Source organism: uncultured Alsobacter sp., assembly GCF_945952055.1.
Classification (GTDB): Bacteria; Pseudomonadota; Alphaproteobacteria; order Rhizobiales; family Beijerinckiaceae; genus Alsobacter.
Map to the genome: position 1 here is coordinate 47,305 of NZ_CAMFHB010000003.1, position 22,469 is coordinate 69,773.

At 69.6% G+C, this 22,469-nt stretch carries 23 protein-coding genes; 5 read left to right on the plus strand and 18 right to left on the minus strand.

The genetic code is table 11. From position 1 onward, the window contains the following. Window positions 1-3: 3 nt before the first annotated feature. From Q0Q47_RS03060 to Q0Q47_RS03070, 3 genes are all read left to right on the plus strand, one after another. On the plus strand, window positions 4-1,395 hold the full coding sequence (locus tag Q0Q47_RS03060; protein WP_293854219.1) for a M17 family metallopeptidase: 1,392 nt from the start codon (window positions 4-6) through the stop codon (window positions 1,393-1,395). A gap of 324 nt (window positions 1,396-1,719) precedes the next feature. Continuing rightward, entirely contained in the window at window positions 1,720-2,070 is a 351-nt protein-coding gene (locus Q0Q47_RS03065) for a MarR family transcriptional regulator (protein WP_293854222.1), read from the plus strand. Then, entirely contained in the window at window positions 2,067-2,933 is an 867-nt protein-coding gene (locus Q0Q47_RS03070; protein ID WP_293854224.1) for an NlpC/P60 family protein, read from the plus strand. Before Q0Q47_RS03065 ends, Q0Q47_RS03070 begins: the two co-directional genes overlap by 4 nt. Before the next feature lie 32 nt (window positions 2,934-2,965). Here the strand turns inward: Q0Q47_RS03070 and Q0Q47_RS03075 are convergent, their stop codons facing one another. The 9 genes from Q0Q47_RS03075 to Q0Q47_RS03115 form a co-directional block, all read right to left on the minus strand. After that, on the minus strand, window positions 2,966-3,910 hold the full coding sequence (locus Q0Q47_RS03075; protein WP_293854227.1) for a glyoxylate/hydroxypyruvate reductase A: 945 nt from the start codon (window positions 3,908-3,910) through the stop codon (window positions 2,966-2,968). 62 nt (window positions 3,911-3,972) lie between these two features. Then, window positions 3,973-5,319, minus strand: a complete 1,347-nt coding sequence (gene deoA, locus Q0Q47_RS03080) for a thymidine phosphorylase (RefSeq protein WP_293854230.1) — start codon at window positions 5,317-5,319, stop codon at window positions 3,973-3,975. A gap of 1 nt (window position 5,320) precedes the next feature. Next, window positions 5,321-6,094 (minus strand): deoxyribose-phosphate aldolase, encoded by a 774-nt coding sequence (deoC, locus tag Q0Q47_RS03085; RefSeq protein WP_293854233.1) that lies wholly within the window; start codon window positions 6,092-6,094, stop codon window positions 5,321-5,323. Next, on the minus strand, window positions 6,084-6,899 hold the full coding sequence (locus tag Q0Q47_RS03090) for a purine-nucleoside phosphorylase (protein WP_293854235.1): 816 nt from the start codon (window positions 6,897-6,899) through the stop codon (window positions 6,084-6,086). The genes deoC and Q0Q47_RS03090 overlap by 11 nt, the downstream gene beginning before the upstream one ends. A gap of 22 nt (window positions 6,900-6,921) precedes the next feature. Further along, window positions 6,922-7,350 (minus strand): cytidine deaminase, encoded by a 429-nt coding sequence (locus tag Q0Q47_RS03095; RefSeq protein ID WP_293854238.1) that lies wholly within the window; start codon window positions 7,348-7,350, stop codon window positions 6,922-6,924. A 2-nt stretch (window positions 7,351-7,352) separates the two neighbouring features. Further along, the gene (locus tag Q0Q47_RS03100; protein ID WP_293854241.1) at window positions 7,353-8,324 is read right to left on the minus strand and encodes an ABC transporter permease; all 972 of its coding nucleotides are present in this window, start codon (window positions 8,322-8,324) and stop codon (window positions 7,353-7,355) included. Between the two features lies 1 nt (window position 8,325). Beyond that, on the minus strand, window positions 8,326-9,426 hold the full coding sequence (locus Q0Q47_RS03105) for an ABC transporter permease (RefSeq protein WP_293854244.1): 1,101 nt from the start codon (window positions 9,424-9,426) through the stop codon (window positions 8,326-8,328). After that, window positions 9,423-10,961, minus strand: coding sequence for an ABC transporter ATP-binding protein (locus Q0Q47_RS03110; protein ID WP_293854246.1), 1,539 nt, complete (start codon window positions 10,959-10,961; stop codon window positions 9,423-9,425). The genes Q0Q47_RS03105 and Q0Q47_RS03110 overlap by 4 nt, the downstream gene beginning before the upstream one ends. 46 nt (window positions 10,962-11,007) lie before the next feature. After that, a complete protein-coding gene (locus tag Q0Q47_RS03115) occupies window positions 11,008-12,000 on the minus strand; it encodes a BMP family ABC transporter substrate-binding protein (protein WP_293854249.1) in 993 nt (330 codons plus the stop codon). Window positions 12,001-12,180: 180 nt separating this feature from the next. Between Q0Q47_RS03115 and Q0Q47_RS03120 the strand changes: the two genes are divergently transcribed. Continuing rightward, window positions 12,181-13,023 carry a DUF1194 domain-containing protein gene (locus Q0Q47_RS03120; protein WP_293854252.1) on the plus strand — a complete coding sequence of 281 codons (843 nt, stop codon included), beginning with the start codon at window positions 12,181-12,183 and terminating at the stop codon, window positions 13,021-13,023. A 190-nt stretch (window positions 13,024-13,213) separates the two neighbouring features. Here Q0Q47_RS03120 and Q0Q47_RS03125 read toward each other — a convergent pair whose 3' ends face one another. The 9 genes from Q0Q47_RS03125 to Q0Q47_RS03165 all read right to left on the minus strand — a co-directional run bounded on the left by Q0Q47_RS03125 (window position 13,214) and on the right by Q0Q47_RS03165 (window position 21,525). Further along, window positions 13,214-14,167: a catechol 2,3-dioxygenase gene (locus tag Q0Q47_RS03125; protein ID WP_293854255.1), complete on the minus strand. Its 954-nt coding sequence runs from the start codon at window positions 14,165-14,167 to the stop codon at window positions 13,214-13,216. Continuing rightward, window positions 14,157-15,062 (minus strand): NAD(P)-binding domain-containing protein, encoded by a 906-nt coding sequence (locus Q0Q47_RS03130; protein ID WP_293854257.1) that lies wholly within the window; start codon window positions 15,060-15,062, stop codon window positions 14,157-14,159. Before Q0Q47_RS03130 ends, Q0Q47_RS03125 begins: the two co-directional genes overlap by 11 nt. A gap of 28 nt (window positions 15,063-15,090) precedes the next feature. Continuing rightward, window positions 15,091-15,783, minus strand: a complete 693-nt coding sequence (locus tag Q0Q47_RS03135) for a 4-carboxy-4-hydroxy-2-oxoadipate aldolase/oxaloacetate decarboxylase (protein WP_293854260.1) — start codon at window positions 15,781-15,783, stop codon at window positions 15,091-15,093. Then, window positions 15,780-16,502: a PIG-L deacetylase family protein gene (locus Q0Q47_RS03140; RefSeq protein WP_293854264.1), complete on the minus strand. Its 723-nt coding sequence runs from the start codon at window positions 16,500-16,502 to the stop codon at window positions 15,780-15,782. Before Q0Q47_RS03140 ends, Q0Q47_RS03135 begins: the two co-directional genes overlap by 4 nt. 136 nt (window positions 16,503-16,638) lie before the next feature. After that, entirely contained in the window at window positions 16,639-17,571 is a 933-nt protein-coding gene (locus Q0Q47_RS03145) for an alpha/beta hydrolase (protein ID WP_293854267.1), read from the minus strand. A gap of 165 nt (window positions 17,572-17,736) precedes the next feature. Further along, window positions 17,737-18,744, minus strand: a complete 1,008-nt coding sequence (locus tag Q0Q47_RS03150; RefSeq protein WP_293854269.1) for a DctP family TRAP transporter solute-binding subunit — start codon at window positions 18,742-18,744, stop codon at window positions 17,737-17,739. Between the two features lie 47 nt (window positions 18,745-18,791). Beyond that, window positions 18,792-20,075, minus strand: coding sequence for a TRAP transporter large permease subunit (locus tag Q0Q47_RS03155; protein ID WP_293854777.1), 1,284 nt, complete (start codon window positions 20,073-20,075; stop codon window positions 18,792-18,794). 5 nt (window positions 20,076-20,080) lie between these two features. Next, window positions 20,081-20,623, minus strand: a complete 543-nt coding sequence (locus Q0Q47_RS03160; protein WP_293854272.1) for a TRAP transporter small permease — start codon at window positions 20,621-20,623, stop codon at window positions 20,081-20,083. After that, entirely contained in the window at window positions 20,620-21,525 is a 906-nt protein-coding gene (locus tag Q0Q47_RS03165; protein ID WP_293854274.1) for a shikimate dehydrogenase, read from the minus strand. The genes Q0Q47_RS03160 and Q0Q47_RS03165 overlap by 4 nt, the downstream gene beginning before the upstream one ends. A gap of 162 nt (window positions 21,526-21,687) precedes the next feature. On the opposite strand from Q0Q47_RS03165, the gene Q0Q47_RS03170 reads away from it, so the two are divergent. Beyond that, complete coding sequence (locus Q0Q47_RS03170; RefSeq protein ID WP_293854277.1) at window positions 21,688-22,401, plus strand: TetR/AcrR family transcriptional regulator; 714 nt, start codon at window positions 21,688-21,690, stop codon at window positions 22,399-22,401. Window positions 22,402-22,469 lie beyond the last annotated feature (68 nt).

The window sequence follows — 22,469 nt, forward strand, 5'->3', positions numbered from 1 at the left end:
GTCGTGCACCCCGCCCTGATCGCTTCGACCGATTCCGCCGCCGCCCAGGCCCGTCTCGTGCGCGTGGTGACCGCGAGCGGCTGGCAGGAGGCCGCGCAGGGGTTCGGCCCCGCCGCCGCCGCCTTTGCGCAGGGCCAGGGCTACGAAGGCGGATCCGGGCAGGCGATCGCCCTGCCGGGCGCCGACGGCGGCGTGGCCGGATGGCTCTTCGGCGCGGATGCCGGGGCGCGACCCGACCCGTTCCACCTGGCCCGTCTCGTCGCGGCCCTTCCGGCCGGCGACTATCGCGTCGAAGGCCTCCAGGGCGATGCCGCCACCGCGGTCCTGGGTTTCGCGCTCGCGACCTACCGGTTCGGCCGCTACAAGTCGAAGGGCGCGGCAAAGGCCATTCGGCTCGTCGTTCCCGACGGCGTGGACGCGGATGCCGTGTCGCGGCAGGCCGAGGCGGTGGCCTTCGGCCGCGACCTCGTCAACACCGCCGCCAACGACCTGGGTCCCGCCGAACTCGAGAATGCCGCCCGGGCCCTGGCGGCGCGCATGCGCGCTTCCGTCCGCGTGACCGTCGGCGACGACCTGCTGCGCGACAACTTTCCCGTCATCCACACGGTCGGCCGCGCCTCGACGCGCCCGCCGCGCCTCATCGACATCAGCTGGGGCGACGCCTCCCATCCCCGCGTGACGCTCGTGGGCAAGGGCGTCTGCTTCGACACCGGCGGCCTGAACATCAAGAACGATGCCGGCATGCTGCTCATGAAGAAGGACATGGGCGGCGCCGCCACGGCTTTGGCCGCCGCGCAGATGATCGCCGATGCGCGTCTGCCGGTGCGGCTGCGCGTGCTCGTGCCCGCCGTCGAGAACTCCATCTCCGGCTCGGCCTTCCGCCCGGGCGACGTGCTGAAGAGCCGCAAGGGTACGACGATCGAGATCGGCAACACCGACGCCGAAGGCCGCCTGATCCTGGCCGACGCCCTGGCGCTGGCGGACGAGGAGGAGCCGGACCTGCTCATCGACTTCGCCACGCTCACCGGCGCCGCGCGCGTGGCGCTGGGCCCGGAACTGCCCCCGCTCTACAGCGACGACGACCGCCTCGCGGCCGACCTGATGCGGCTCGGCTTCGCGATCAACGACCCGGTCTGGCGGATGCCGCTGTGGCGCAACTATGACGCCATGCTCGACAGCAAGATCGCTGACGTGAACAACACCGGCGGCGCCTTCGCGGGCTCCGTGACGGCCGCCCTGTTCCTGCGCCGCTTCGTCGAGAAGGCCAAGGCCTGGGCGCATTTCGACGTCTACAACTGGATCCCCAGCGGCAAGCCCGGCCGCCCGGACGGCGGCGAGGTCCAGGCCGCCCGCCTCGTCTTCGCCCTGCTGCAGGAGCGCTATCCGGCGAAGTGACGAGGAGATGAGCCCAAGCGCTCGCCGGTGTTCCCTAAGCGATTGTCCGTGGAACTTTCGCCAAACTGCCCAAAGCCCCTCATCCTGAGCCACGGCCCGCAGGGCCGTGAGTCGAAGGACGCACAACGGAGCCGTTGGACCAGTCTGCGTCCTTCGACTCGGCCGCTGCGCGGCCGGCTCAGGATGAGGGAGATGGTGGCTTTAGCCACAGATGCTGGGCAAGCCGTAGAGGAGCCCCGTCGGAGGACGCAAGGTCGCGCCGCTATCGGCCGCGGGGCCTCGTCAACCGCATCTTAATACGGATCCGAAACGATCGGGTCCGCGATGACCCTCACCTTGCGCCCCTCACAGGCTCTCCGCCTCTGGCACGACGTCACGCTCGACCTCGTGCGCGACGGTGAGCAGGACCTTTCGGCGCGCCAGACGGCCATTCTGCTCACCATCTATCTCGAGGCGCCGCCGCACACGGTCCGTGGGCTCGCCGCCAAGCTCGGGGTGACGAAGCCCGCCATCACCCGGGCGCTCGACACCATGGGCAAGATGGAGCTCGTGTCCCGCCGGCGAGACGAGGTGGACAGGCGCAACGTCATCGTGCAACGAACCGTCAAGGGCGCCCTCTATGTCGAGCGCCTCGGCGACCTCGTCGTCGCCCGCACACGGGACCTGCCGCGATGACCACCCTGCCGCCCGGCCTCGATCGCCGCCTCACGCCGGCCCGCCCGGACCTCGCCGCCGCAAGCCTGCGCGGCATCGTCCAGGCGTCGGAGTTCGTCGAAGGCAGGCCGATGCGGGTGCTGGAGAGCGTGGCCGCGCTGCGTCGCCATCCGGCGCCCGATGCGCCGCTCGACACCGAGGCCCTGCACGGCGAGACGGTGACCGTCTACGAGATGACCGACGAGGGCTGGGCCTGGGGCCAGATCGACCGCGACGGCTATGTCGGCTGGCTGCCGTCCGGCGCGCTGATCGCCGGCGTCCGGCAGCCGACGCACCGCGTGTCGGTGCTGCGGACGTTTCTCTATCCGGGCCCGTCCATCAAGCTGCCGCCTGTCATGGCGTTGTCGCTGGGCAGCACGGTCACCGTGCTGCGCGAGGACGGCCGCTTCGCCATCACCGACCAGGGCGCCATCGTCGCCGGCCATCTCGTGCCCGTGGGGCGCCACGAGACCGACTTCGTCGCGGTGGCCGAGCGCTTCGTCGGCGTGCCGTACCTGTGGGGCGGCAAGACCAGCCTCGGCCTCGACTGCTCGGGTCTCGCGCAGCTGTCCCTGGCCGCCGCCGGCGTCGCGGCGCCGCGCGACAGCGACATGCAGGAGGCTTGCGTCGGCACGTCGCTGCCGGTCGGCGAGGCGATGCAGGACCTGCGTCGCGGCGACCTCCTGTTCTGGAAGGGTCACGTCGGCATCATGCAGGACCGCGACCGGCTCCTGCACGCCAACGGGCATCACATGCTGGTCGTCAGCGAACCGGTGGCAGAGGCCTGCGAGCGGATCCAGGCCAAGGACGGCGGGCCGGTGACGAGCGTGCGGCGGCTCGGGTAGGGCCGTCGAAGGACGCAGGACCTCGAAGCGTCTCAATACCCCGTCGCGGGGTCGACCACGTTTTCCCACGGCTCGCCCGCCTCGTGCCTTACGATCTGGCGGGCGATGAGCGTGATGATCGCGTCGGCTTCGGACATGGCGGCGTTGTGCGGGGTGATCGTGACCTTCGGGTGCGACCAGAAGGGCGAGTCCTCGGGCAGCGGCTCGGTCTGGAAGACGTCGAGCGTGGCGGAGGCCAGGGTGCCGTCGTCGAGGCAGGCGAGGATGTCGTCTTCGACCTGAAGTCCGCCGCGGCCGGCATTGATCAGGTGGGGACCGCCGACGCGGCCGTCGCGGGCCAGTCCCCGCAGCACCGCGCCGTCGACCATGCCGGCGGTGTCCGGCGTCAGCGGCAGCAGCACCACGAGGATGTCGGTGCGGGCGAGGAAGGCCGGGAGCTGCTCGGGGCCGGCGAAGGTCGCGATGCCTTCGACCGTCTTCGGGCTGCGGCTCCAGCCGGCCACGTCGAAGCCCATCATGCGCAGCTTGAAGGCGGCGTCCTGGCCCAGGACGCCCAGGCCCATGAGCCCGACGCGGACCTTCGCCGCCGGCGGCTGGTCGAGGTCGTCCTCCCAGCGGCGCTCGGCCTGCTGGGCCATATAGCGCATCTGCTGGCGCAGGATCTTCAGGCAGTGCAGCACGACGTACTCGCTCATGCGCGCCGTGAGGTCGGGATCGACCACGCGCAGGATCGGCACCTCGGGCAGGCGCGGGTCCGTCATGAGATGATCGACGCCGGCGCCCAGCGAGAACACGGCCGAGAGGTTGGGCAGGCCCGCGAGCGCCCCGGCCGGGTGCTTCCAGGCCACGGCGTAGTCGACCGCCCTCCTGTCGAAGGGCTCGCCGTGCCGCACGATCTCGCGCTCGGGCATGATGCGTTCGAGCGCCTTGCAGAAGGTTTCGGCCTTGTATCCCTGCACGGCGACGAGAATGGACATGCCTCAGACCTGCTCCTGAACGAAGTGCGTCGCCGCATCATAAAATGACGCGAGCGTCGCTGTCAGGCCCGGCCTGCATCCTCGGCCGCCGCGAAGCGAGCCATCACGACCGCACCTGTCTCGACCTCGGCGTCCCCGACGGTGTAGGCGGCCCGCAGGGCCGCCGCGGCAGCGTCCGCCGCGGCCTCGCTGCGGGCGTGGACCACGCCGAGCGGGGCATGGGGCCCGACCGCGTCGCCGAGACCGGCGAGCGCGCTGAAGCCGACGGCGTGGTCGATCGAATCCTGGGCCCGCACGCGACCGCCGCCGAGACCCACCACCGCGACGCCGATGCTGCGCGCGTTGCAGGCGGAGACGAAGCCGTCCTTTTCGGGAAGCACGTCGCGGACGACCGGAGCCGCCGCGAGGTGCCGGTCCGGCTGCTCGACGAAGTCGGACGGACCGCCGAGCGCGCTCACCATGCGTCCGAACGTCTCGGCCGCGCGGCCGGTGTTCACGGCCGCGTCGATCTGCGCCCAGCCGTCCTCGATGGTCTCCGCCAGCCCCCCCAGCAGGAGCATCTCGCCGCCGAGCGCCACGACGGCCTCGTGCAGGCGCGGGTCGCGATGCGCGCCCGTGAGGTAGGAAACGGCGTTCTTCACCTCCACCGCATTGCCTGCGGCACTCGCCAGCGGCTCGCTCATGGCCGTGATCAGGGCCGTCGTCGGCAGGCCGGCGCCGGTCGCGACCATGGCCAGGCTCTCGGCCAGTTCGGCCGCGTCGTCGGGCGTTTCCATGAAGGCGCCGCTGCCGCACTTCACGTCCATGACGAGGCCGGCGAGCCCGGCCGCGAGCTTCTTGGAGAGGATCGAGGCGGTGATCAGTGGGATCGACTCCACCGTCGCCGTCACGTCGCGGATGCCGTAGAAGCGCTTGTCGGCGGGGGCGAGGTCCGCCGTCTGGCCGATGATGGCGCAGCCGACATCCGCCACGACCTTGCGGAACAGGGCATTGTCGGGCTGCGAGACGTAGCCCGGGATCGAGTCCAGCTTGTCCAGCGTGCCGCCGGTGTGGCCGAGGCCGCGGCCGGAGATCATCGGCACGAAACCGCCGCAGGCGGCCACGGCCGGGGCCAGCATGAGGCTGACATTGTCGCCGATGCCGCCCGTCGAATGCTTGTCCAGGACGGGCCCGGGCAGGTCGGGCCAGGCGAGGGTGGTCCCCGAGGCCACCATGGCCCTCGTCAGGGCCACGCGCTCGTCGAGCGTCATGCCGCGGAAGAACACGGCCATGGCGAAGGCGGCGACCTGGCCCTCGGTCACGGACTGGTCCGTGAGGCCGCGGATCATGAAGGCGATCTCGTCGTCGGTGAGCGCCGCGCCGTCGCGCTTGCGGCGGATGATCTCCTGGGGGAGCAGTGGGCCGGCCATGTCAGTATCCACCCTTTGCCGGGGCGGCCGGCGCCGCGCCGTCGATCGCGGCGAGGAGGGCGCCATGCAGGCTGCTGGCGCCGATGCGGAAGGTCGCCGGCGTCGCCCAGCCGCGACCCATGACGTCCTCGGCGAGCCCCAGGTAGAGCGTCGCGTCGGCCAGCGTGCGGATGCCGCCCGAGGCCTTGAAGCCCACGGGGCGCCCCACCTCGCGGATCACGGCGAGCATTGCCTTGGCAGCCTCCGGGGTCGCCGAGACCGGGATCTTGCCCGTCGAGGTCTTGAGGAAGTCGGCGCCGGCCGCCACCGCGAGCCGGCTCGCGGCGGCGATCGCCATGGCGTCGGGGAAGGCGCCGGTTTCCAGGATCACTTTCAGTGGCCGCTCGTCGCCGATCACGCCCTTGGCCTCGCGCACCATGTCGGCCGCCAGGTTCGCGTCACCGCGCAGGAAGGCCTTGTAGGGCAGGACGAGGTCGATCTCGTCGGCCCCGTCGTGCAGGGCCTCGCCGATGTCGTCGAGCACGCGCTCGAGATCCTCGCCGCCGGCGGGGAAATTGACGACGGTGGCGATGCGGATGCCTTCCTCGGCCAGGGCCCGCTTGGCCTCGCCGACGAATTGCGGCCACAGGCACACCGCGGCGACCTTGCCGTGGGGATCGACCGCCTTGGCGCAGAGGGCCTTGATGTCGGCCGGTCCGCAGCTGCTCTCCAGGTTGGTGAGATCGAGCAGGCCCAGGAGGCGGCGCGCCAGCGCGGCGTTTTCGTCAGGAGACATCGTCGAGGCCCTTCACGAAGGAGAGCAGCAGGCGGCGCAGGGCGATGCCCGCGGTCGCCGCGACCTCCTTGGTTTCCGTATGCGACGGCGCCTGGACTTCGAGGCCCGCGCCGTAGTTGGTGACGATCGACACGGCCAGCACGTCGATGCCGAAGCGCCGGGCAAGGATGGTCTCCGGGACGGTGGACATGCCGACGAGGTCGGCGCCCAGCATGCGCACCATCTTGATCTCGGCCGGCGTCTCGAAGGACGGGCCCGACATCCAGCAATAGATGCCTTCGTGAACCCGCACGCCGGCCGTGGCCGCGGCCCGCTTGAGGCGCTTGCGCAGGCGCTGCGAATAGGCGTCGTTCATGGGCACGAAGCGCCCGTCCTCGCGGTCGCCGATCAGCGGGTTGGTGCCCGACATGTTGATGTGGTCGGCGATGATGCAGAGCTGGCCCGGCTGGATGTCGCGCGTCAGCGATCCGGCCGCGTTGGTCAGGACCAGCGTGCTCACGCCGATCCGGCGCAGCGTCTCGATCGGCGTGCGCATCACGGCCGGGTCGCCGGTCTCGTAGTAGTGGGCGCGGCCCTGCAGCACCGCGACGCGGCGCGAGTCCAGCCTGCCCACCACGAGGCGCCCGGCGTGGCCGGAGACGTTGCCGTGCGGGAAGCCCGGAATGTCCGCATAGGGGATGACCACCGGGTCGACGACGGCCTCGGCGAAGCCGCCGAGACCCGTGCCCAGCACCACGGCGAGATCCACCGGTCCCCCGATCAGGGGCTCCAGGTAGGCAGCGGCCTGTTCGGCGGTAGCGGTCATGGATCCGTTCCGATCTCTTGTTTCAGTCTGGTGCAGGCTCGCTGGCCATCGCCTTGGGACCGAAGGCCAGCGGCAACAACTCCCCGGCAGTAGAACGACGCCGCCGTCCGTGCAAGTCGCCGGCCCACACGGCCGCGTGCGGTCCGCCGAACTCCATGATGCGCTGGCGGCACCCGCCGCAGGGCGTCACCAGTTCGCCCCCGTCGGCGAGCACCGCGATCTCGACGATGTCCCTGTCGCCGCCGGCCACCATCGCCGCGATGGCGCCCGCCTCGGCGCAGGTGCCCACCGGATAGGAGGCGTTCTCCACGTTCACGCCGGCATAGATGCGGCCCGACGGCGTCCGGATCGCGGCGGCGACCTTGTAGTGGGAATAGGGCACGTAGGCCCGGTCCCAGATCTCGAAGGCGGCGTCGAAGAGATCCTCGGGAGCCGTCTGCGCGTCAGCCATGATCAGCGTTCCTTCACGTAGGGCAGGCCGGACGCCCGCGGCGGGATCGCGCGGCCGATGAAGCCCGCCAGCAGCACCACCGTCAGCGCGTAGGGAAGGGCCTGGATCGCCTGGACGGGAACCTGTCCGATCCCCGGCACCACGACGCCCTGCAGGCGGATGGACACGGCGTCGAGCAGGCCGAAGAGCAGGCAGGTGGCGAGCGCCGGCCAGGCCCGCCACTTGGCGAAGATCAGCGCGGCCAGCGCGATGAAGCCCTTGCCCGCGGTCATCTGCGTGAGGAACCCGGCCGCCTGCGCCACCGACAGGTAGGCGCCGCCCAGGCCGCACAGGACGCCGGCCAGCACCACGGCGGTGTAGCGCAGGCCCATGACCGAGATGCCCGCCGTGTCGACGGCGGCGGGGTTCTCGCCCACGGCACGCAGCCGCAGCCCGAAGCGCGTCCGGGCCAGGACCCAGGCGGTGAGGACGGTGGCCAGCACCGCGATGTAGACGAGCACCGTGTGGCCGGAGATCACGTCGGCATAAAGTGGCCCGACGATCGGTACGCCGCGGATCGCATCCGCGCCCGGCAGCGTGATCGGCTCGAAGCGTGCCGCTCCTTCCAGCGGCGGGGTGCGTCCGCCCTGCTTGTACCAGGCATTGCCCACGAGCGCCGTGAGCCCGACCGCCAGCATGTTCACCGCGACGCCGGAGACGATCTGGTTGCCGCGCTGGCTGATGGCGGCGAAGCCGTGCACCAGCGCGAAGGCCGTCGAGACGAGGATGCCCGCGCCGAGGCCCGCCCACGCATTGCCCGTGGCATGGGCCGCGGCGGCGCCGGCAAAGGCGGCCACGAGCATCTTGCCCTCGAGCCCGATGTCGACGACGCCCGAGCGCTCGGACCAGAGGCCGGCGAGGCACGCGAACAGCAGGGGGACGGCAAGCCGGACGCCGCTGTCGAAGACGGCGATGCCCGTGGAGAGCCAATCCATCTCAGGCCCCCTTTCGCCGCGCGAAGAACTGGGCGAGCGGCCGGCGGAAGATGCCGTCGAGCGCGCCCGCGAACAGGATCACGAGGCCCGATATCGTCACGATCATGTCGCGCGTGATCGCCGGGCGCTCGAAGGCGAGCTCGGTACCGCCCTGGTAGAGCACGCCGAAGAGGATCGAGGCGAGCACGATGCCCAGCGGGTGCGACCGGCCCATCAGGGCCACGGCGATGCCGATGAAGCCCGCGCCCGCGGTGAACTCGAGCAGGAGCCGCTCCTGCACGCCCATGATCTCGTTGACCGCGACGAGGCCGGCGAGCGCGCCGGAGATCAGCATCGCGATGACGGTGATCCGCGCGATCGGGATGCCGGCATAGACCGCAGCCGTGGGGTTGGCGCCGACGGTGCGGATGGCATAGCCCAGCCGCGTGCGCCAGATCACGACCCACATCAGCACGGCCATCGCCAGCGCCAGGACGAAGGACAGGTTCAGCGGCGAGGCGGGCACCGGAAAGCCCAGCCCCTGCAGGACCACGTGCATGAAGGGGATGTGCGAGGCGGCGGGAAACGGGCGCGTCTCGGGCGCCATGGAGCCCGCCCGCCCCATCACGTTGACGAGCAGATACACGATGAGGGCCGACGCCAGCATGTTGAACATGATCGTCGTGATGACGATGTGGCTGCCGCGCTTGGCCTGCAGGTAGGCGGGGATGAGGGCCCAGGCCGCGCCGAAGGCGGCGGAGGCCAGGATGCCGAGCGGGGCGAGGAGCCAGCCGGGCAGGCCTTCCAGGTTCAGGCAGACGAGCGCCGCGCCGAGCCCGCCCAGCGTGGCCTGCCCCTCTCCGCCGATGTTGAAGAGCCCGGCATGGTAGGCGACCGCCACGGCCAGGCCCGTGAAGATGAAGTTGGTGGCGTAGTAGAGCGTGAAGCCGATGCCTTCGCCGCTGCCGAGCGCGCCGCGCAGCAGCAGGGCCGTGGCCTGGAGCGGGTTTTCGCCGATGGCCAGGACCACCAGACCGGCGACGAAGAACGCGGCCACCACCGCGAGCATCGGCACCAGGACGAGGTCGACCCAGCGCGGCAGTTCGATCGGGGCCGCGCTCATGCGGCCTCCGCCCGTTCGTCCACGCCCGCCATCAGCAGGCCGAGGTCGCGCTCGTCGGTGTCCTGCGGCCGCCGCTCGCCCGTGATGCGGCCGCCGCACATCACGACGATCCGATCGGACAGGGCCATGATCTCCTCGAGCTCCACCGACACGAGCAGCACCGCGACCCCTTCGTCGCGCAGTGCGACCAGGCGGCGATGGATGAACTCGATGGCGCCGATGTCGACGCCGCGGGTCGGCTGGCCGACGAGCAGGACGCGCGGCTGGCGTTCGATCTCCCGGGCCAGAACGAGCTTCTGCTGGTTGCCGCCGGAGAATTTCGCCGTCTTGAGGAGCGGCGCGCGGGGACGCACGTCGTAGTCCTCCATCTTCTTCGCCGTGTCGGCGACCACGCCGGCGCGGTCCATGATGACGCCCGAGCCGTAGCGGTCTTCCTGCTGGAAGCCGAGGATGGCGCTTTCGCAGGCTTCGAACGGCGGGACGAGGCCCATGCGCAGCCTGTCCTCCGGAACGTGCAGCAGTCCGCGGCCGCGCAGCTTGTGCGGGTCGAGCTCGTCTGCGGCGAGCGGCGTTCCGTCGACGAGGATGCGGCCGGCGGCCAGCGGCCGCATGCCGGCGAGCGCCTCGAGCAGTTCGCTCTGCCCGTTGCCGGCGATCCCGGCGATGCCGACGATTTCGCCGCCGCGCAGCGACAGGCTGACATTGTCCACGCGGGGCGTGCCCTGGCCGTCGCGCACGGTCATGCCCTCGGCCGCGAGCCGCACCGCGCCCGGCGAGGCGGGCGCCTTGTCGACCCGCAACAGCACGCGCCGTCCCACCATCAGCTCCGCCAGCTGGGAGGGGGAGGTCCCGCTGGTCGGCACCGTCGCGACCATCTCGCCGCGCCGCATCACCGACACCATGTCCGTGACGGCCATGATCTCCCGCAGCTTGTGGGTGATCAGGATGACCGTCTTGCCCTCCGAGGCGAGGATCTTGAGGAGGCGGAAGAGCGCGTCGGCCTCCTCCGGCGTCAGCACCGCGGTCGGCTCGTCGAGGATGAGGATGTCGGCGCCGCGCACCAGCGCCTTGAGGATCTCCACGCGCTGCTGGAGCCCCACCGGCAGGTCGCCGACGATGGCGTCGGGATCGATGACGAGGCCGTAGTCGCGCCCGAGCCGGTCGAGTTCGGCCCGCAGGCGCCGGGCCCCGCCGGCCAGCAGGGCACCGCCCTCGGCGCCGAGCATCACGTTGTCGAGAACCGTCAGGGGTTCCACGAGCATGAAGTGCTGGTGGACCATGCCGATGCCGGCCGCGATGGCCTCGCGGGGCGCGCGGATGTTCACGGGTCGCCCGGCAACGCGGATCTCGCCCGCGTCGGCCTCGTAGAACCCGTAGAGGATGGACATCAGGGTCGACTTGCCGGCGCCGTTTTCGCCGACGATGCCGTGAATCGAGCCGGCGGCGACAACGAGGTCCACGGCCTTGTTGGCGTGGACCTCGCCGAAGCGCTTGTCGATGCCGGCGAGCGCGATGGCTGGCGGCCTGCCGGTCATGCCGGGACTCCGATGGCGGGGCGGGTGGCCCCGCCCCGGTCGAGCATCAGCCCGGGCACTTCTGGTCGGACATGTAGTCGTGGACCTTGATGCCGCCCGACACGATGTCGGCGGCGGCCTTGTCCACGGCGGCCTTCATGTCCGGCGTGATCAGCGCCTTGTTGTTGTCGTCGAGCGCGTAGCCGACGCCGCTCTCGGCGAGGCCGAGCACCGTGACGCCGGCCTTCCACTTGCCTTCCTTCGCCTGGGTGAAGGAGGTGATCGTGGCCGTGTCGACGCGCTTCAGCATCGAGGTCAGCACCTTCCCCGGGTGCAGGCCGTTCTGGTTGGAGTCGACGCCGATGCCGAGCTTGCCGGCGTCCGCGGCCGCGCGCAGCACGCCGATGCCGGTGCCGCCGGCGGCGTGGTAGACGACGTCGGCGCCGCGGTCGATCTGGGCCTTGGCCAGCTCGCCGCCCTTCACCGGGTCGTTCCAGGCCGCGCCGGTGGTGCCGGTCATGTTCTGGAACACCTCGGCCGAGCCGTTGGCGTACTTCACGCCCTGCACGTAGCCGCAGGCGAAGCGGCGGATCAGCGGAATGTCCATGCCGCCGACGAAGCCGACCTTGCCGGTCTTGGAGGCCTTGGCGGCCAGCAGGCCCACGAGGAACGAGCCCTCCTGCTCCTTGAACACCACCGACTGCACGTTCGGGGCATCGACGACCATGTCGATGATCGTGAACTTCACGTTCGGGAATTCCTTGGCCACCTTCTCGACCGCACTCGCCTGGCTGAAGCCGACGGCGACGATGGGGGAGAAGCCATCCCGGGCAAATCGCCGCAGGGCCTGCTCGCGCTGGGCGTCGTTCTGGATCTCGAAGTCACGGTAGTCGACGCCCGTGGACTTCTTGAACTGCTCGGCGCCGTTGTAGACGCCTTCGTTGAACGACTTGTCGAATTTGCCGCCGAGGTCGTAGACGATCGCCGGCTTCACTTCCTGTGCAGCAGCCATCCCGCCAAATCCGACGGCGGCGGCGATGCCGATGACCCAAGAACGCATGTGGTAACCCCTTCCCTCTCGATCCACGCGACTTCGCCGGCCGAACGGGTCGACCGGGTCGCTGATGCCCAAGGATGGCACGCGGCTCGGCGCAGGTGAAGCGTCCAATCGACATGTGATCGTGATTGGCGATCCCGAGGGGCTGGGGCACACTCTTGCGACGTTGAGCGGGAGGTCGTGATGCAACTGAGCCTCGCAATCCGGCACTTGGCGAGCCGCCTGAGGTGGCTGCCCGTCGCGGCAGTCCTGCTCGGCGCGGCCGGCCAGCAGGCGCTGGCCAAGGACGGCCCCAGCGAGGTGGACGTCGAGCTCGTCCTGGCCGTCGACATTTCCTACTCCATGGACCCCGAGGAGCAGGCCCTCCAGCGCGAAGGCTACATGCAGGCGATCACGTCACCGGAGATCCTGGCGGCGATCAAGAAGGGTGTGAACGGCAAGATCGCCGTCACCTATGTCGAATGGGCCGGCGCCACGTCCCAGGACGTCGTGGTCGACTGGCACGTCATCGAGGACCTCGCCTCGGCGCAGGTCTTCGTCGGCAAGCTCAAAGTTCAGCCCACGCGGCGGCTGTACCGGACCTCGATCTCGGGGGCGATCGACTTCTCCGTGCCGCTGTTCGACCGGAACGGCTACCAGGGCCTGAAGCGGGTGATCGACGTCTCCGGCGACGGCTCCAACAACCAGGGACGCCCGGTGACCCAGGCCCGCGACGACGCGGTCGCCAAGGGCATCACCATCAACGGCCTGCCGATCATGCTGAACCGGCCGAACTTCGGCTATCCGGAGGTCGAGCACCTGGACGAGTACTATTCCGACTGCGTCATCGGCGGCCCGGGCTCGTTCGTGATCCCGATCCGCGAACGCAACCAGTTCGCCGACGCCATCCGCACCAAGATCCTGCTGGAGATCGCGCTGGTTCCTCCCGCCGAGCTGCCGGCGCGGGTCATTCCGGCCCAGGTCGAGAAGCCGCGCTCCTCCTGCACCTTCGGCGAGCGCAGCTGGCAGCAGCGCTGGGGGAATTGAGGGCCACGCTTCTTACGGCCAAGCCACTCATCCAGCCTGCATCTCTCCACCGTCTTGGCCGGGCTTGGCCCGGCCACCCACGACTTCGGCGGGGAGACGCAACCTTCCCCGGCAAAGTCGTGGATGCCCGGGCCGAAGCCCGGGCAGGACGTGCGGAGGGGTTGAGCTTCGATTCAGGGAAATGGCGTGCTCACTCCACCGGCGGCGTGCCGTAGTGGTGGAAGCTTTCGACCGTCTTCATGCCCCAGGCCTGGCCTTTCCTGCGCTCGGCCTCGGTCCAGACGATGGTCTTCCAGTCGGGCGCGAGGATGAGGCGGGCGCCGGCGTTGGCGATCTCCACGCGGTTGCCGCCGGGCTCGTAGACATAGAGGAAGAAGGTCTGCTGGACGGCGTGCTTGTGCGGGCCGGACTCGATGAAGACGCCGTGCTCCAGGAAGATGTCGGCGGCGCGCAGGATCTCCTCGCGGCTGTCGAGCGCGTAGGTGAGATGGTGGAAGCGGCCGCGCGAGCCCGTCGCGTCGCGGGTGTAGGCGAAGTCGTAGCTCTTGTTGGTGAAGGTCATCCACATGCCGGCCTCGGTGCCGTCGTCGAGCACGATCTGCTCGGTGAGGCGGCAGCCGAGATAGGTCTCGAAGAAGACCCGGTTGGCGCGGATGTCCTGGGCGAGGCAGTTCAGGTGGTCCAGACGGCGCACGTTGACGCCGCGGGCCGGGAAGCGCTGGGCCTGGTTCTTCAGGGCAGGCTTCAGTTCCGGCGGGGCCTGGTACCACTCGGTCTCGTAGTAGAGCTCGATGACGTGGCCGTCCGGGTCCTTGCAGACGAAGGCCGGGCCGTGGCCGAGGTCGCCGTCCGTCCAGCCGACGTCGTAGCCGGAACCCTTCAGCGCGGCGACGCGGCGCTCGAGCGCCTGGGGCGAGCGCGCGCGGAAGGCCATGTGGCCCATGCCGGGCTTCGCCGACGCGGTGAGCTTCAGCGAATGGTGCTCGTAGTCGTCCCAGGCGCGCAGATAGATCGAGTCACCCTGCCGGGCGCTCTCGGTCATGCCCATGACGTCGACGAAGAAGGCCCGGCTCTCCTCCAGCTTCGGGGTGAGCAGTTCGAGATGGCCCAGATGGGCGATGTCGAGAATGGGTTCAGGCGACATCGGCGGTGCTCCGGCTGCTGGTGGAAGCCGCGGCGGCGGGGGCATCCGTCTTCGGCAGGTCTGCAGGCTTCGTCAGGTCTTTAGGCTTGGGGTCCGCAAAGGTCTCGTGGCGTCGGGCGATGGCCTCCGCGAGCCCGCCGTCGAAGCCGTTCTCCTCCAGCATGCGGGCGACCTCGCGCATCTCGGCGGCGCGGCGCACGCCGTGCTGGCGGACGCGGCCGGGCATGACCTTGAGCACCTGCGCCCAGTCCATGCCCGGATAGGAGGCGGTGAGGCTGGCGAGCACCGCCGGCAGCACGCCGGTCTTCTCGCCGACCAGGCCGAGGTCGACCATCAGCGCCTCCATGCCCTTGATGACGATGCTGCGGCAGAGCTTCGTCGCCGAGGCGACGCCGATCTCCTCGCTGACGGCCGTGATCGCCATGCCGAGCGGATTGAGGAGGCCGGCGATCTCGCCGGCGCGTCCGCCGCCGGCCAGGATCGGCACGGCGATGCCGGGCTGCGCGACCGGCGCCATGACCGCGAACTCGACGAAGTCGCAGCCGGATGGCGCGAGCGCCTCGGCGATGCGCGTCTTGGTGGTCGGGGAGACCGAATTCAGGTCCACATAGAGCTGGCCGGGCTTCAGGTGGGGTGCGGCCTGTCGCGCCGCGTCGACCGCCGAGTCGGCGGTGACGGCCGAAATCACCACCGCGGCGCCACGGCAAGCCTCGCCCACGTCGTTGGCGGGCGTCACGCCGTCCGCGGCCCGGGCCTTCATCGCCGCGCCGCCAGAACCGGCGAACTGGATGTCCCAGGCCGTGAGCGTCACGTCTGGCCGTGCCGCGAGCTGGCGCGTGAAAAGCTGTCCCACTTCGCCGAAGCCGATGAAGGCGATCCGCAGCGCGTTTCCCATGCCGTTCCTCCGTGCCGCCGGTGCGGGCTCAGTCCTCGCCCTTCCAGGGGACGTAGGTCAGCCCCGCCTTCGCCAGCGGCTCGCGCATCTTGTAGAGATCGAGGCCGAGCACGCCGGAGGCGAGCGCGTTGCGCTTGGCGTCCTCGTTGGCGACGCGGGCCTCACCGGCAATGGCGGCCGCCTCGGCGTCCTTGCGCGGCACCACGAGCACGCCGTCGTCGTCGGCGACGACCACGTCGCCGGGATGCACGAGGGCGCCGGCGCAGACGACCGGCACGTTCACCGAACCGAGGGTCGCCTTGACCGTGCCCTTGGCGGAGATCGCCCGCGGCCAGACCGGGAATTTCATCTCGGTCAGCGACTTCACGTCACGCACGCCGGCGTCGATGACGAGTCCGACCACGCCGCGCGACATCAGCGAGGTGGCGAGCAGGTCACCGAACATGCCGTCGGTGTTGTCGGCCGTCACGCCCACGACGAGAATGTCGCCGGGCTGGCACTGCTCGACCGCGACATGGATCATCCAGTTGTCGCCCGGCTGGGCCAGCACGGTCACCGCGCTGCCCGCCACCTGGGCGCCCGGCCAGATCGGCCGCATGTAGGGCTTCATCAGGCCGATGCGGCCCATGGCCTCGTGGGTGGTGGCGACGCCGAGCGCCGCAAGACGGGCGACCAGCGCGGCAGCGGGGCGGGGCGTGCCGGTGACGACGACGGGCTTCATGCGATTTCCTCGACCACCTGCGGGAAGATGCGCTGGTAGGCCTCGCCGTAGGTCATGGCCTTGCCGGAGTTGCGGCCGCCCTGCATGCCGCGGTTCAGCGCCACCCGGGTGTAGTACTCCCACAGGTGCTTCTGCGCGGCGAGGATCTCGAAGGCCTTGCGCTTGGTCTCCCACACCTCGTCGATGTTGAGGATGAGCGTGGGCTTGTAGTTGCACTGCTCGGGCTGGTGCGGCTCGAACAGGAACACCGGCGGGGCGCTGTAGGCGAGGTCGGGCGAGGGCTTGTGGCCGGCGGCCTGCGCGATGATGCGGGCCTCCTGGGCGAAGCGCGTCGCCTCCGGATGATCGACGTTGTAGGGGTCCTCGAGCGAGTGGGTGAGCACGAAGGAGGGCTTCACCTCACGGTAGATGTCGACGAGGCGGTCGAGCATCTCCGGGGTCGTGCGCAGGGGATAATCGCCGGCGTCGAAGAAGACGATCTCGGCGCCCAGCATGGCCGCCGCGCGCTCCGCCTCGTCCTTGCGCTGCGCCTTCACGTCCGCCATCGCGACGTCGGCCTTCTTCCAGGCCCACTGGCTTTCGCCACGCTCGCCGTAGGACAGGCAGACGATGACCATGCGGTAGCCCTTGCGGGCATGCAGCGCGATCGCGCCGCCGGCGCGCCAGACGAAGTCGCCGGGATGGGCGGTGACGACGAGGCCGGACTTTCCGGTGCTCATGGGACCCTCGGAGTGAAGCGGGACAGGACGATCCCTGCGCTCCGGATCCCGGGCACAGGACGGGCATCGTTCTGGACCCCGTCTGTCCGTGCAGCAAATGGTTTGTTTTAGCCCTTTGCTGAACCTGATTCAGGAATCAGCGGGCAACCTGCGCCTTCAGCCAGGCACAGGCCTGCTCGAGCGGCGCCTTGGCGACGGCCGCCAGGGACATGGCGCGCAAGTAGCCGTGGAACAGGCCCTTTCCGTCGTGCAGGTCGACCGGGACGCCGGCCGTCCGGAGTGCGGCCGCGTAGTCCTTGCCCTCGTCGCGGAGGGGATCGTGCTCGGCCACGGCGATGTAGGCCGGCGGCAGATGGGCGTGGTCGCTCGCCAGCATCGGCGCGGCCAGAGGATTGGTGCGATCGGCAGGGTCGGGGAGATAGAGCGCGGCGGTGCCGGGCAGGCTCTTGGCCGTGATGATGGGCCCGTCGGCATTCTCGCGAACCGAGGGCCTGTCATGGGTGAAGTCGACCGCCGGGTAGAAGAGAACCTGCGCCCTCAGCGCCTGCGCCGTTCCGCGGAACATGAGGGTCATGGAGGCGGCGAGGTTGGCACCGGCGCTGTCGCCCCCGACCGAGATCGCGTCGGGGCGGACGCGCAGCGCGTGCGCCTGTGCGAACAGCCATCGCACGACGGCCGCGCAATCCTCGACCGCGGCGGGGAAGGGGTTCTCGGGCGCGAGCGCATAGTCGACGCTGGCGACGAGGTGGCCGGTCTCCGCGGCGATGAAGGCGGCGATCTCGTCATGGGTCTCGGGGCTGCCCTGCATCCAGCCGCCGCCATGCATGTAGGCCATCGCCGGCAGGAGGCCCGGAGCCGTGGGACGGAACAGGCGGACGCGGACGGGCCGGGGGCCGCCTTCGATCGTGACGACCTCGCTGGTGACCCCGTCCGGCAGCGGCTTGCGCGCTTCCGTTGCCAGTTTCTCGAGCATGGCCCGGCGGGCGCTGATCGGGGCATCCGGCGCCATGTGCTGCCAGGCAGCCTTCCAGGTGTCGAGGTAGGGCTGGAGAGAGGCGTCGATGGTCATGGCGTGGGTCCCGGCGGGGGCTGAAAGATCGTGCGTCCTTCGACACGCCGCCTGCGGCGGCTGCTCAGGATGAGGGGCGTTGTGGGTGCTGAAACACCACCAATCTCCTCATCCTGAGCAGGCCGCGGAGCGGCCGTGTCGAAGGACGCAGCGTGGTCGTGCGTCTTACTTGCGCACCTTGGCGATCGTGTCGAAGAGCTCCTTGGCCGAGGCCTGGTCGGCGGCGGCGGAGTACTTGTCCACGACCGGCTTGGCGATGGCGCGGAACTTGTCCATGTCGGCGGGCGCGATCTCGTTGATCTGCATCTTGGCGCGCATGGCCTCGATGTTCGACTTGTCCTCGCCGATCACCTCGACGCGGCCATAGGCCTCCGCTTCCTTGGCGGCCTCGGTGATCACCTTGCGCTCGTCGTCGTTGAGCTTGTTCCAGACGGGCTTGGAGAACAGCAGCGAGTCGACGAAATAGACGTGCGAGGTGAGCGACAGGTACTTCTGCACCTCGAAGAGCTTGGCGCTGACGAGGGTGGCCGCCGGGTTCTCCTGGCCGTCCACGGTGCCCTGCTCGAGCGCCGAGTAGACCTCGGGGAACGGCATCGGCACGGCGTTGGCGCCGAGCGCCTTCCACAGGTCGATGAACAGCGGGTTCTGCAGCACGCGGACCTTGAGGCCCTTCACGTCGTCGGGTGTCTTCACCGGGCGCTTGCTGTTGGTGAGGTGACGGTAGCCGGCGCCCCAGTAGCCGAGACCCACGAGGTCCTTCTCGTCGAGCAGCTTGTTCAGGTGCTTGGAGAAGCCGCCGTCGAGCACGGCCATCGCTTCCTTGTCGCTGTTGAACACGAAGGGCAGGTCGAGGAGCGCGAAGTCCTTGACGATGCCGACGAGGGTGCTCGTGGCGGTGGCCGTGGCATCGACCGTGCCGCCGCGCATGGCCGAGAGCGTCTGCAGGTCGCCGCCGAGCGCGCCGCCCGGGAAGATCTGCACGTTCATCTTGCCGCCCGACTTCGCCTTCACGAGGTCTGCGAACTTGACCAGCGTCTTGCCGCGGGCGTTGTCGAGGTTGACCTGCACGCCGAGCTTGAAGTTCTGGTCACGCACCTGCGCCTGGCCCGGCGCCGCGGCGAGGAGGCCGGTGGCGACGAAGGTGGCGGCGATCGCTTTCATCATTGGCTTCATGGAAGTCCTCCCGTTGGGGGCTTTGCCCCGGCTCTGCTTGAGGGTGTTCATCGTCCCAGGAAGAAGTTGGCCGGACCCGTGACGAGCCACGGGAACAGCACCATGAGGAACAGGACGATGCTTTCGGCGAGGAGGAACGGCCCGATGCCGCGGGTGACGTCCTCCATGCTGATCTTCCCGACGCCGGCGACGACGTTCAGGACGGTGCCGACGGGCGGCGTGATGAGCCCGATGGCGTTGTTGACGATAAATAGGACCCCGAAGAACACCGGATCGATGTTCGCCGCCTTGATGATCGGCATCAGGATCGGCGTCAGGATCAGGATCGTTGGGCCGAGGTCGAGCGCCGTGCCCACGACCATGACGAGGACCATGATGGCCAGCATCAACAGCGTCGGGCTGCCCATGAAGGGCTCGACGAGGGCGACGACCGACTTGGCGATGTCCGAGACGGTGATCAGCCACCCCGACACGAGCGCGGCGGCGACCAGGAACATCACCACGCTGGTGGTGATGGCCGCCCGCACGAAGATGCCGAAGAGGTCCCGCACCTTCAGTTCGCGGTAGATGAACATGGCCACGAAGAGCGCGTAGACGGCGGCCACCACCGCGGCTTCGGTCGGCGTGAACACGCCGAACTTCAGGCCGAAGATGATGATAGCCGGCAGGCCCAGCGCCCAGGAGCCCTCGACGAAGGCTCGCCAGCGCTCGTGCGCGGTGGCCTTGGGCAAGGGCTTGGCGTTCTCCTTGCGCGCCACGATGTACCAGGCGATGCACAGCGCGATCGCCAGCATGACGCCGGGCGCGATGCCGGCGATGAACAGCTTGGTGATCGAGACGTTCGCCAGCACGCCGAACAGCACGAAGGGAATGCTGGGCGGGATGATCGGCGCGATGATCGCGGCCGAGGCGATGAGGCCACCGGCGCGCGCCTTGTCGTGGCCGGCGGCGACCATCATCGGGATCAGGAAGGCCGAGAGCGCCGCAGCATCCGCGACGGCCGAGCCGGAGAGCGCGGCGATGATCGTCGCGGAGAGGATGGCGACGTAGCCGAGGCCGCCGCGCACGTGGCCGATGCAGGTCACCGCGATGCGCACGATGCGCTTCGACAGGCCGCCGGCGTTCATGATCTCGCCGGCGACGATGAACCCGGGGGCAGCGAGCAGGACGAAGTTGTCGACGCCGTTCAGAACGTTCTGGGCGACGATCTGCGCGTCCATCATGTTCATGTAGGCCATCAGCGCGATGCCGCAGATGATCAGCGCGAACGCGATGGGCATGCCGATCGCCATGGCGGCGAGGAGGGCTCCCAGGAAGATCGGGATCGTCATCGTCATCACCGGCCCTCCGCCGTCGGGCCGACCGGATGGGGCTCGTCCTCGCTCTCGCGCACCGAGATGAGCTCGTCGTCGCTGAGCTGGTTGGTGAGCATGAGGTAGAGGTCCCACAGGAGCACGAGGCCCCCGAAGACACCGAAGAAGACGCCGGCTCCGTAGAACCAGGCGGTCGACAGCTCCGTCGCCGGGGCGGTCATGTCCCAGTTGATGAGCATCTGCTTCCAGCTGCCCCACAGAAGCATGCCGGTCGCGTAGAGCATCAGGGCGTGGCTGAGGACGAGGCAGACCTTGCGGCCGGTGCGCCCCATCATCTTGACGAGCGTGTCCATGCCCAGGTGCTGGCGCTCGCGCAGCGCCACGACGGCACCGATGAAGGTCAGCCACACGAAGAACCAGCGGGCCAGCTCCTCCGAGACGACGATGCCGGAGTTGAAGGCGTAGCGCAGCACGACGTTCAGGAAGACCAGGGCGATCATGGCGGCCAGCAGCGCGCCGCTGACCGCCTTGAGGGTCCAGAAGAACCCGTCGACGACCTTGCTCATGGGGGACCTCCGGCGGCGTCGAAGACGGCGCGCAGGCGTTCGGGGGAGGGGTTCAGTCCCGTCATCAGGCGAAAACCTTCTGCCGCCTGGTGCACGTTCATGCCGCTGCCGTCGAGCGTCCGGCAGCCCTTCTTGCGGGCTGCGGCGAGCAGGGCCGTGACGAGCGGGAAGTAGACGATGTCGCTGACCCAGTGACGGGGCTGGATCCAGTCGGCCGGAAACGGCGTGCCGGGGAACTTGTCCATGCCCACGGGGGTCGCGTTCACGAGGCCCGAGGCTGCGCGGACGGCCTCTCCGGGGTCCGCCGCGACGTCGATGCCCGCCTTCGGGAAGCGCGGGCCGAGTTGCGCGGCGAGCGCCGACGCCCGGGCCGCGTCGGTGTCGACGAGGGACAGCCGGCCGACGCCGCACATCAGCAGGGCATAGGCCACGGCCGCACCGGCTCCACCGGTGCCGAAGAGCACGACGTGCGACAGGTCGGCGCCGGGCAGGTCGGCCCGCAGCGAGGCGGCATACCCCGACCAGTCGGTGTTGTGGCCGATCCGCTTGCCGTCACGTAGCACGACGGTGTTGACGGCGCCCAGCGCCTCGGCGTGAGGCGAGAGTTCGGTGAGGTGCGCCATCACCGCCTGCTTGCAGGGATAGGTGATGTTGAGGCCCGCGAACCCGAAGCGCTCCGCGGAGCTGAGCAGGTCGGGAAGGGCCTCCGGTCCGAGACCGAGGACGTCCAGGTCGATGAGACGGTAGAGGCCGACCTTGCCGTGCGCCGCCGCTTCGCTCTGGTGCAGGACGGGGGAGCGGGACTTGCCGATGGCGGCCCCGATGAGGCCGGTCAGGATCGTGTCCTGAGCACGGACCAAATGCGGTCCGGCAGCGTCCTGCAAGGCGTGCGCCTTCGCCATGGGCGTCCTTCCTCCGATGTCTCCGGCGTGCGCCGGCCGGCATCCTCTGCGGGACGCCTGAGGTCGAGATTGGACGAACTGGTGAGTTCAGTCAAACACTTTGTACGAAACTGTACAAATCACGTTCGTCATGAAAGACTGCCGTCAAAGAGGAGGATCGCCGTGGACGATGTCGTGCGCCGAAAGGCGCCCCGGGCAGCCAAGGCCGACAAGCCGGCCGAAAAGACCGCGACCGGCTGGACGCAGGACCCCGAGGGCGTGCGCCGCAACATCGTGGAGGTCGCGACCGCGGAGTTCGCGGCCAAGGGCTTCAACGGCGCGCGCGTGGATGAGATCGCCGCCAAGACGTCCACCAGCAAGAGGATGATCTACTACTATTTCGGGGACAAGGAGGGCCTGTTCGTCGCCGTGCTCGAGGAAGCCTATGCGCGCATCCGCGGCATCGAGCGGGACCTCGATCTCGCCGGCCTCGCGCCGGATGCGGCGCTGCGCGAGCTCACGGGGTTCACCTTCGACTACCAGAACGCCAACCCCGATTTCGTCCGGCTCGTCATGGACGAGAACATCCACCACGGCGTCCATCTCGACCTGTCCCAGCGCATCCGGTCCGTGAACGCCTCGGCGCTGACCGCGCTCAGCGACGTCTACCGCCGCGGCGTCGAAGAGGAGATCTTCCGGCCCGATCTCGACGTCGTCGACCTGCACATGATCATCAGCGCCATGTGCTTCTTCAACGTGTCGAACCGGGCCACGTTCTCGCGGATCTTCGGCGTGGACGTGGCGAAGCCGGCGGTCCTGGCCCACCGGCGATCGGTCGTCATCGATGCCGTCATGCGCTACGCCCTGCGCAAGCCGAAGAAGCGCGGCACGAGCTGATCCTCTCCGGCGTTGCGTCGGCCACCGCAGGATCTGCTAAGCTCCCGCACCGAGGGTCGGCAGAGGGT

Excerpts from the sequence above, each read along its gene's own strand:
- Q0Q47_RS03100 (WP_293854241.1), bottom strand. The coding sequence starts at position 8,324 with ATGGATTGGCTCTCCACGGGCATCGCCGTCTTCGACAGCGGCGTCCGG.
- Q0Q47_RS03090 (WP_293854235.1), bottom strand. The coding sequence starts at position 6,899 with ATGACCGCTACCGCCGAACAGGCCGCTGCCTACCTGGAGCCCCTGATC.
- Q0Q47_RS03095 (WP_293854238.1), bottom strand. The coding sequence starts at position 7,350 with ATGGCTGACGCGCAGACGGCTCCCGAGGATCTCTTCGACGCCGCCTTC.
- Q0Q47_RS03135 (WP_293854260.1), bottom strand. The coding sequence starts at position 15,783 with ATGAAGCCCGTCGTCGTCACCGGCACGCCCCGCCCCGCTGCCGCGCTG.
- Q0Q47_RS03130 (WP_293854257.1), bottom strand. The coding sequence starts at position 15,062 with ATGGGAAACGCGCTGCGGATCGCCTTCATCGGCTTCGGCGAAGTGGGA.
- Q0Q47_RS03120 (WP_293854252.1), top strand. The coding sequence starts at position 12,181 with ATGCAACTGAGCCTCGCAATCCGGCACTTGGCGAGCCGCCTGAGGTGG.
- Q0Q47_RS03105 (WP_293854244.1), bottom strand. The coding sequence starts at position 9,426 with ATGAGCGCGGCCCCGATCGAACTGCCGCGCTGGGTCGACCTCGTCCTG.
- Q0Q47_RS03075 (WP_293854227.1), bottom strand. The coding sequence starts at position 3,910 with ATGTCCATTCTCGTCGCCGTGCAGGGATACAAGGCCGAAACCTTCTGC.
- Q0Q47_RS03065 (WP_293854222.1), top strand. The coding sequence starts at position 1,720 with ATGACCCTCACCTTGCGCCCCTCACAGGCTCTCCGCCTCTGGCACGAC.
- Q0Q47_RS03070 (WP_293854224.1), top strand. The coding sequence starts at position 2,067 with ATGACCACCCTGCCGCCCGGCCTCGATCGCCGCCTCACGCCGGCCCGC.
- Q0Q47_RS03155 (WP_293854777.1), bottom strand. The coding sequence starts at position 20,075 with ATGACGATCCCGATCTTCCTGGGAGCCCTCCTCGCCGCCATGGCGATC.
- Q0Q47_RS03165 (WP_293854274.1), bottom strand. The coding sequence starts at position 21,525 with ATGGCGAAGGCGCACGCCTTGCAGGACGCTGCCGGACCGCATTTGGTC.
- Q0Q47_RS03115 (WP_293854249.1), bottom strand. The coding sequence starts at position 12,000 with ATGCGTTCTTGGGTCATCGGCATCGCCGCCGCCGTCGGATTTGGCGGG.
- deoA (WP_293854230.1), bottom strand. The coding sequence starts at position 5,319 with ATGGCCGGCCCACTGCTCCCCCAGGAGATCATCCGCCGCAAGCGCGAC.
- deoC (WP_293854233.1), bottom strand. The coding sequence starts at position 6,094 with ATGTCTCCTGACGAAAACGCCGCGCTGGCGCGCCGCCTCCTGGGCCTG.
- Q0Q47_RS03125 (WP_293854255.1), bottom strand. The coding sequence starts at position 14,167 with ATGTCGCCTGAACCCATTCTCGACATCGCCCATCTGGGCCATCTCGAA.
- Q0Q47_RS03140 (WP_293854264.1), bottom strand. The coding sequence starts at position 16,502 with ATGAGCACCGGAAAGTCCGGCCTCGTCGTCACCGCCCATCCCGGCGAC.
- Q0Q47_RS03145 (WP_293854267.1), bottom strand. The coding sequence starts at position 17,571 with ATGACCATCGACGCCTCTCTCCAGCCCTACCTCGACACCTGGAAGGCT.
- Q0Q47_RS03110 (WP_293854246.1), bottom strand. The coding sequence starts at position 10,961 with ATGACCGGCAGGCCGCCAGCCATCGCGCTCGCCGGCATCGACAAGCGC.
- Q0Q47_RS03150 (WP_293854269.1), bottom strand. The coding sequence starts at position 18,744 with ATGAAGCCAATGATGAAAGCGATCGCCGCCACCTTCGTCGCCACCGGC.
- Q0Q47_RS03160 (WP_293854272.1), bottom strand. The coding sequence starts at position 20,623 with ATGAGCAAGGTCGTCGACGGGTTCTTCTGGACCCTCAAGGCGGTCAGC.